At 63.3% G+C, this 6,711-nt stretch carries 14 protein-coding genes and 1 pseudogene; all 15 read right to left on the minus strand.

From position 1 onward, the window contains the following. Nucleotides 1-22: 22 nt before the first annotated feature. A complete protein-coding gene (gene rplE, locus LCM4576_RS01890) occupies nucleotides 23-601 on the minus strand; it encodes a 50S ribosomal protein L5 (protein WP_071030090.1) in 579 nt (192 codons plus the stop codon). Then, entirely contained in the window at nucleotides 594-908 is a 315-nt protein-coding gene (gene rplX / locus LCM4576_RS01895) for a 50S ribosomal protein L24 (protein WP_040983021.1), read from the minus strand. The genes rplE and rplX overlap by 8 nt, the downstream gene beginning before the upstream one ends. 12 nt (nucleotides 909-920) lie before the next feature. Beyond that, nucleotides 921-1,289 carry a 50S ribosomal protein L14 gene (gene rplN, locus LCM4576_RS01900; protein WP_006205457.1) on the minus strand — a complete coding sequence of 123 codons (369 nt, stop codon included), beginning with the start codon at nucleotides 1,287-1,289 and terminating at the stop codon, nucleotides 921-923. A gap of 83 nt (nucleotides 1,290-1,372) precedes the next feature. Further along, the gene (rpsQ, locus tag LCM4576_RS01905; RefSeq protein ID WP_023675136.1) at nucleotides 1,373-1,612 is read right to left on the minus strand and encodes a 30S ribosomal protein S17; all 240 of its coding nucleotides are present in this window, start codon (nucleotides 1,610-1,612) and stop codon (nucleotides 1,373-1,375) included. A gap of 11 nt (nucleotides 1,613-1,623) precedes the next feature. Continuing rightward, on the minus strand, nucleotides 1,624-1,824 hold the full coding sequence (gene rpmC / locus LCM4576_RS01910) for a 50S ribosomal protein L29 (protein WP_040983026.1): 201 nt from the start codon (nucleotides 1,822-1,824) through the stop codon (nucleotides 1,624-1,626). Nucleotides 1,825-1,837: 13 nt separating this feature from the next. Further along, nucleotides 1,838-2,251: a 50S ribosomal protein L16 gene (rplP, locus tag LCM4576_RS01915; protein ID WP_071030092.1), complete on the minus strand. Its 414-nt coding sequence runs from the start codon at nucleotides 2,249-2,251 to the stop codon at nucleotides 1,838-1,840. A gap of 27 nt (nucleotides 2,252-2,278) precedes the next feature. Next, nucleotides 2,279-3,010, minus strand: coding sequence for a 30S ribosomal protein S3 (gene rpsC, locus LCM4576_RS01920; RefSeq protein WP_040983028.1), 732 nt, complete (start codon nucleotides 3,008-3,010; stop codon nucleotides 2,279-2,281). After that, on the minus strand, nucleotides 3,010-3,399 hold the full coding sequence (gene rplV / locus LCM4576_RS01925) for a 50S ribosomal protein L22 (RefSeq protein ID WP_071030094.1): 390 nt from the start codon (nucleotides 3,397-3,399) through the stop codon (nucleotides 3,010-3,012). Before rplV ends, rpsC begins: the two co-directional genes overlap by 1 nt. A 2-nt stretch (nucleotides 3,400-3,401) precedes the next feature. Continuing rightward, on the minus strand, nucleotides 3,402-3,680 hold the full coding sequence (gene rpsS / locus LCM4576_RS01930; RefSeq protein ID WP_006205463.1) for a 30S ribosomal protein S19: 279 nt from the start codon (nucleotides 3,678-3,680) through the stop codon (nucleotides 3,402-3,404). A gap of 16 nt (nucleotides 3,681-3,696) precedes the next feature. Continuing rightward, nucleotides 3,697-4,530, minus strand: coding sequence for a 50S ribosomal protein L2 (gene rplB / locus LCM4576_RS01935; RefSeq protein ID WP_040983032.1), 834 nt, complete (start codon nucleotides 4,528-4,530; stop codon nucleotides 3,697-3,699). 22 nt (nucleotides 4,531-4,552) lie between these two features. Continuing rightward, nucleotides 4,553-4,846, minus strand: a complete 294-nt coding sequence (locus tag LCM4576_RS01940; protein WP_040983033.1) for a 50S ribosomal protein L23 — start codon at nucleotides 4,844-4,846, stop codon at nucleotides 4,553-4,555. Continuing rightward, nucleotides 4,843-5,463 (minus strand): 50S ribosomal protein L4, encoded by a 621-nt coding sequence (gene rplD, locus LCM4576_RS01945; RefSeq protein ID WP_040983035.1) that lies wholly within the window; start codon nucleotides 5,461-5,463, stop codon nucleotides 4,843-4,845. Before rplD ends, LCM4576_RS01940 begins: the two co-directional genes overlap by 4 nt. Beyond that, on the minus strand, nucleotides 5,463-6,179 hold the full coding sequence (gene rplC / locus LCM4576_RS01950; protein ID WP_071030095.1) for a 50S ribosomal protein L3: 717 nt from the start codon (nucleotides 6,177-6,179) through the stop codon (nucleotides 5,463-5,465). Before rplC ends, rplD begins: the two co-directional genes overlap by 1 nt. A gap of 61 nt (nucleotides 6,180-6,240) precedes the next feature. After that, nucleotides 6,241-6,549 (minus strand): 30S ribosomal protein S10, encoded by a 309-nt coding sequence (gene rpsJ, locus LCM4576_RS01955; protein ID WP_006205468.1) that lies wholly within the window; start codon nucleotides 6,547-6,549, stop codon nucleotides 6,241-6,243. Nucleotides 6,550-6,617: 68 nt separating this feature from the next. Continuing rightward, nucleotides 6,618-6,711 (minus strand): annotated as a pseudogene (locus tag LCM4576_RS34400) (elongation factor Tu); the annotation flags it as partial.

Raw genomic sequence — 6,711 nt, forward strand, 5'->3', positions numbered from 1 at the left:
GATTTTTCCTTTTTCGCTGCCGTTACTGGCGGAAGGGGAAGTTGAAGGCCTTGAGCAGCGCTCTCGCCTCGTCATCCGTCTTCGCCGTCGTACAAACGATGACGTCCATGCCCCAGACCTGATCGACCTTGTCGTAGTTGATCTCCGGGAACACGATGTGCTCCTTGATGCCCATGGCGTAGTTGCCACGGCCGTCAAAGCTCTTCGGGTTCAGTCCGCGGAAGTCGCGAACGCGCGGCAGCGCGATGTTCACGAGGCGGTCGAGGAACTCGTACATGCGTTCCTTGCGCAGCGTGACCTTGGCGCCGATCGGCATGTTCTCGCGCACCTTGAAGCCCGCGATCGACTTGCGCGAGCGGGTGACGACGGCCTTCTGGCCGGCGATCAGCGCGAGATCCTCGGCCGCGACCGAGGGCTTCTTGGAATYGGCGGTTGCTTCGCCGACACCCATGTTCAGCACGATCTTGTCGATGCGCGGAACCTGCATGTCGTTCTCGTAGCCGAACTGCTCCTGCAGCGCCTTGCGGATGGTCTCCTGATAGACCTTCTTGAGGCGCGGCTCGTTCTTGGCAGCCGCCTGCTTGGTTTCAGCCTTAGCCATTGATGACTTCTCCCGAACGCTTGGCGACGCGCACCTTCTTGCCGTCCTTCTGGATGGTGAAGCCGACGCGGGTCGGCTTGCCGTCCTTGGGGTCGGCCAGCGCGATGTTCGACAGGTGGATCGGCGCTTCCTTGGTGATGATCCCGCCCTCTTGGGACTGGGTCTGCTTCTGGTGACGGCGAATGAGGTTCACGCCGCGGACGACCGCGGTGTCCTCCTTCGGCTGCACCGACAGGACTTCGCCCGAACGGCCCTTGTCCTTGCCGGCAAGCACGACGACCTTGTCGCCTTTTCTGATCTTTTGCATTGGTCCGGCTCCTTACAGCACTTCAGGCGCGAGCGAGATGATCTTCATGTGGTTCTTGGCGCGCAGCTCGCGCGGAACCGGTCCGAAGATACGGGTGCCGATCGGCTCTTTCTTATTGTCGACGAGAACGGCCGCGTTCTTGTCGAAACGGATCACGCTGCCGTCCGGACGGCGGATGTCCTTGGCCGTGCGAACCACGACCGCCTTCATCACATCGCCCTTCTTAACGCGGCCGCGCGGAATGGCTTCCTTGATCGACACCACGATGATGTCGCCGACGGAGGCGTACTTCCGCTTCGAGCCGCCCAGCACCTTGATGCACATGACACGACGAGCGCCGGAATTGTCCGCGACGTCGAGGTTTGTTTGCATCTGAATCATGACTGGCCGCCTTCTTCTTTTTTCACGGGACGGGTGCTTTCACCCCTCCCCGGTCTGTCCAAAATTCGGTTCGTTCGCCCGGATCAAGCCTGATCCGAAGAGACGACAACCCAGCGCTTGTCCTTCGAAATCGGCTTCGATTCCTGGATGAACACCTGGTCGCCGACCTTGTGAGCGTTGTTCTCGTCGTGCGCCTTGTACTTCTTGGTCATACGCACGGTCTTCTTCATCACCGGATGGGTGAAGCGACGCTCGACCTTGACCACGACCGTCTTCTCGTTCTTGTCGCTGACGACGGTGCCCTGCAGGATGCGCTTTGGCATGGTTCTCGTCCTTAAGCCTTCTTGGCCGCGGCTTTTTCCGCGGCGATGGTCTTGATGCGCGCGATGTCCTTGCGGACCTGCTTCACGCGCGCGGTCTTCTCGAGCTGGCCGGTGGCCTTCTGGAAGCGCAGGTTGAACTGCTCCTTCTTGAGGGCGGCCAGGTCGTCAGTCAGCTGATCCTGGGTCTTGGTCCGGATGTCTTCGGCTTTCATGATCGCCTGTCCCTTATTCTGCGATGCGCTGCACGAAGCGCGTCTTGACCGAGAGCTTGGCGGCGCCGAGACGCAGCGCCTCACGCGCGGTCTCCTCGCTGACGCCATCGATCTCGAACATGATGCGGCCGGGCTTGACGCGCGCCGCCCAGTAGTCGACGGCGCCCTTGCCCTTACCCATGCGGACTTCGGTCGGTTTCGAGGTGACCGGCAGGTCCGGGAACACCCGGATCCAGACGCGGCCGRCACGCTTCATCTCGCGGGTGATCGCGCGGCGGGCCGCCTCGATCTCACGCGCGGTGACGCGGTTCGGCTCAAGCGCCTTCAGCCCGAAACCGCCGAAATCCAGATTGGTGCCGCCCTTGGCGGTACCGTGGATACGGYCCTTGAACTGCTTGCGGAACTTTGTGCGCTTTGGCTGCAGCATCGTTCTAACTCCAAATTCTCAAATGTCTCAGGCGTTCTCGCGACGACGGCCGCGTTCACGCTCACCACCGGCGCCACCGCCATGCGCGGCATCACCCTCAGTGGCACGGCGCTCCGAAGCCATCGGGTCGTGCTCGAGGATCTCGCCCTTGAACACCCACACCTTGACGCCGCAGATGCCGTAGGCGGTGTTCGCCTCGGCCGTGCCGTAGTCGACATCGGCGCGCAGCGTATGCAGCGGCACGCGGCCCTCGCGGTACCACTCCATGCGCGCGATTTCGGCGCCGCCGAGACGGCCGGAGCAGTTGATGCGGATGCCTTCGGCGCCGAGGCGCATGGCCGACTGAACGGCGCGCTTCATGGCGCGGCGGAACGCGATGCGGCGCTCGAGCTGCTGGGCGATCGACTGGGCGATCAGCGTGGCGTCGATCTCGGGCTTGCGCACTTCAACGATGTTGAGGTGCGTTTCGGACTTCGTCATCTCGGTCAGCTTCTTGCGAAGCTTCTCGATGTCGGCGCCCTTCTTGCCGATGATGAGGCCCGGACGCGCGGCGTGGATGGTGACGCGGCACTTCTTGTGCGGACGCTCGATCACGACCTTGGAGATCGCGGCCTGCTTGAGCTCCTTCTCGAGATACTTGCGGATCTTGAGGTCCTCATGCAGCAGCTGGCCGTACTCGCCGGTGTTCGCGAACCAGCGCGAATCCCAGGTGCGGTTGATGCCGAGACGCAGCCCGATCGGATTGACTTTCTGGCCCATTATGCGGCCTCCCCTGTTTCCTCGACTTCACGAACGACGATCGTGAGGTGCGAGAACGGCTTTTCGATACGGCTGGCGCGACCGCGACCACGAGCGTGGAAGCGCTTCATGACGATCGACTTGCCGACATAGGCTTCCGCCACGATGAGAGCGTCGACGTCGAGGTCGTGGTTGTTTTCCGCGTTGGCGATCRCCGATTCCAGCGTCTTCTTGACCGTGCCGGAAATCCGCTTGGCCGAGAATTCGAGGTCGGAAAGCGCGGTCGCGACCTTCTTGCCGCGGATCAGCGCGGCAACCAGGTTGAGCTTCTGCGGGCTGATACGGATCGTGCGCAGAACGGCACGGGCCTCGTTGTCAGCAAGCCTGCGCGGAGCTTTGGCCTTGCCCATGATTATTTCCTCTTCGCCTTCTTATCCGCGCCGTGACCGTAATAGGTCCGGGTCGGAGCGAATTCACCGAACTTGTGRCCGACCATGTCCTCGTTCACCGAGACCGGGACGTGCTTCTGGCCGTTATAGACACCGAAGGTGAAGCCGACGAACTGCGGCAGGATGGTGGAGCGACGGCTCCACATCTTGATCACCTCATTGCGACCGCCTTCACGAACCTTGTCCACCTTCTTGAGAAGGTAGCCGTCGATGAAGGGGCCTTTCCAAATCGAACGAGTCACTTGGCGTTACCTCTTCTTAGCTCTTGCGCTGATGGCGCGAGCGCACGATGAACTTATCGGTCGCCTTGTTGGACCGCGTCTTCTTGCCCTTGGTCGGCTTGCCCCARGGCGAAACCGGATGACGGCCACCCGAGGTGCGGCCTTCGCCGCCGCCATGCGGATGGTCGACCGGGTTCATGGTCACGCCGCGATTGTGCGGGCGCTTGCCGCGCCACACGGTGCGACCGGCCTTGCCGTCGTTGATGTTGCCGTGATCGGGATTCGAAACGGCGCCGACGGTGGCCATGCAGGAACCGTGCACGACGCGCTGCTCGCCCGAGTTCAGGCGCAGGATCGCCATGCCCTGGTCGCGGCCGACGAGCTGGGCGTAACCGCCAGCCGAACGGGCGACCTGACCGCCCTTGCCCGGCTTCAGCTCGATGTTATGGACGATCGTRCCGACCGGCATCGAGGCGAGCGGCATCGCGTTGCCCGGCTTCACGTCGACCGCTTCGCCGGCCACGATCTTGTCGCCGGCAGCAAGGCGCTGCGGGGCCAGGATGTAGGACAGCTCGCCGTCGTCATACTTGATCAGCGCGATGAAGGCGGTGCGGTTCGGATCGTATTCGATACGTTCCACGGTGCCGACGACATCGTACTTCTTACGCTTGAAGTCGATGATGCGGTACGAGCGCTTGTGACCGCCGCCGATGAAGCGGGCCGTGATGCGGCCGTAGTTGTTGCGGCCGCCCGACTTGGTCAGGCCTTCGGTCAAGCCCTTGACGGGCTTGCCCTTGTAGAGGCCCGAACGGTCGACGATGACCAGCTGGCGGGTGCTCGGCGTTACCGGGTTGAATTTCTTAAGTGCCATTGTCCTGTCCTCGCGGCCTTGCTCAGAGACCCGTCGCGACGTCGATCGACTGGCCGTCGGCCAGCGTCACTACCGCCTTCTTGACGTCGCCCTGGCGGCCAACCGTGCCGCGGAAGCGCTTGATCTTGCCCTTGCGGACGAGCGTGTTCACAGCCGTCACCTTGACGCCGAAGAGAGCTTCCACGGCAGCCTTGATTTCCGGCTTCGACGCCTTCTTGGCGACGTTGAAGACGACCTGGTTCTGCTCGGAAGCCATGGTCGACTTTTCGGTGATCGCCGGCGAGACGATCACGTCGTAGTGACGGAGGTCGGTCATTTAAAGCGCTCCTCGAGAGCCTCGACGGCGGCCTTCGAAAGGACCAGCGTGCCGCGGCGCAGAATGTCGTAGACGTTGATGCCCTGGATGGGCAGCACGTCGATGTTGGGAATGTTGGTCGCGGCCAGCTTGAAGTTCTGGTCAAGCTCGGCGCCGCCGATCACCAGGGCGTTGGTCAGCCCCAGCGTCTCGAGGTTCGCCGCCAGCGCCTTGGTCTTGGCTTCGGCCAGCTTCAGCTCGTCGACGATGATGAGCGAAGCGCTCTTGGCCTTGGCCGAGAGAGCATGCTTGAGGCCAAGCGCGCGCACCTTCTTCGGCAGCTCGTGCTCGTGGCTGCGCACGACCGGGCCGTGCGCCTTGCCGCCGCCGCGGAACTGCGGAGCGCGAGCCGAGTGGTGACGGGCGCGGCCCGTACCCTTCTGCTTGTACATCTTGGCGCCGGTGCGCGCGATCTCGGCGCGGCCCTTGGCCTTGTGCGTGCCCTGCTGCTTCTTGGCGAGCTGCCAGCGCACGACGCGCTGCAGGATGTCCTCGCGCGGGTCAAGGCCGAAAATCTCCTCGGAGAGTTTCACCTTGCCGGCGTCCTTGCCGCCGAGCGTTGTGATCTTGAGGTCCATTATTCCGCTCCCTCAGTGGCCGGGGCTTCGTTCTTGGCGGCAGCGGCACGGATCGCGGCAGGCTTCGGCGCATTGGCCGGCAGCGCCGCCTTGGCAGCATCGCGAACCAGGATCCAGGCGCCCTTGACGCCGGGAACCGCGCCGCGGATCAGGATCAGGCCGCGGTCGGCGTCGGTCGACACGACCTCGACATTCTGCGTGGYCACGCGGGTGTCGCCCATGTGGCCGGCCATCTTCTTGCCCTTGAACACCTTGCCGGGGTCCTGGCGCTGACCGGTCGAACCGTGCGTACGGTGCGAAACCGAGTTACCGTGCGTGGCGCGGCCACCGCCCATGTGGTGCCGCWTGATGACGCCCTGGAAACCCTTGYCGGTCGAGGTGCCGGTGACGTCGACCTTCTGGCCGGCGACGAAATGCTCGACGGTCAGCTCCGCGCCGACGTCGATCATGTTGTCGGCGGAGACGCGAAACTCGGCGAGCTTGGCCTTCGGCTCGACGGCGGCGGCGGCGAAATGGCCGCGCATCGCCTTCGACGTGTTCTTCACCTTGGCAAGGCCAACGCCGAGCTGGACGGCGGTGTAGCCGTTCTTCTCCTGCGTGCGCTGGGCCACGACCTGGCAGTTCTCCATCTGGAGAACGGTGACGGGAACGTGTTCCCCGGCATCGTTGTAGATGCGGGTCATTCCCACCTTCTTTGCAATCACACCTGAACGCATCGGTTCAATTCCTTTAGAGTTCCGGGCCAGGGGCAGCGCCCCTTACCGCGCTCTCATTCCCTTAGAGCTTGATCTCGACGTCGACACCGGCCGCCAGATCGAGCTTCATCAAAGCATCGACCGTCTGCGGGGTCGGATCGACAATGTCGAGCAGCCGCTTGTGCGTGCGCATCTCGAACTGCTCACGGCTCTTCTTGTCGACGTGGGGCGACCGGTTGACCGTGAATTTTTCGATCCGCGTCGGCAGCGGAATGGGGCCGCGGACGTTGGCGCCGGTGCGCTTGGCGGTCGACACGATTTCGCGCGTCGAGGCGTCGAGCACCCGGTGGTCAAACGCCTTAAGGCGGATGCGGATATTCTGTCCGTTCATGCGTCAATTCCTTGTTCTGGCGCGGCGCGGGCAGCTCCCGCGCCCGCGACAGATCCGTTTCAGTCCAATTATTCCTTGATGGTGACGACGATGCCGGCACCGACGGTGCGGCCGCCTTCACGGATGGCGAAGCGCAGCTTCTCTTCCATCGCGATCGGCACG

It is taken from the genome of Mesorhizobium sp. LCM 4576, assembly GCF_001854815.1.
Classification (GTDB): Bacteria; Pseudomonadota; Alphaproteobacteria; order Rhizobiales; family Rhizobiaceae; genus Mesorhizobium; species Mesorhizobium plurifarium.

Excerpts from the sequence above, each read along its gene's own strand:
- rplD (WP_040983035.1), bottom strand. The coding sequence starts at position 5,463 with ATGGACCTCAAGATCACAACGCTCGGCGGCAAGGACGCCGGCAAGGTG.
- rplX (WP_040983021.1), bottom strand. The coding sequence starts at position 908 with ATGCAAAAGATCAGAAAAGGCGACAAGGTCGTCGTGCTTGCCGGCAAG.
- rpsQ (WP_023675136.1), bottom strand. The coding sequence starts at position 1,612 with ATGCCAAAGCGCATCCTGCAGGGCACCGTCGTCAGCGACAAGAACGAG.
- LCM4576_RS01940 (WP_040983033.1), bottom strand. The coding sequence starts at position 4,846 with ATGACCGACCTCCGTCACTACGACGTGATCGTCTCGCCGGCGATCACC.
- rpsC (WP_040983028.1), bottom strand. The coding sequence starts at position 3,010 with ATGGGCCAGAAAGTCAATCCGATCGGGCTGCGTCTCGGCATCAACCGC.
- rplN (WP_006205457.1), bottom strand. The coding sequence starts at position 1,289 with ATGATTCAGATGCAAACAAACCTCGACGTCGCGGACAATTCCGGCGCT.
- rpmC (WP_040983026.1), bottom strand. The coding sequence starts at position 1,824 with ATGAAAGCCGAAGACATCCGGACCAAGACCCAGGATCAGCTGACTGAC.
- rpsJ (WP_006205468.1), bottom strand. The coding sequence starts at position 6,549 with ATGAACGGACAGAATATCCGCATCCGCCTTAAGGCGTTTGACCACCGG.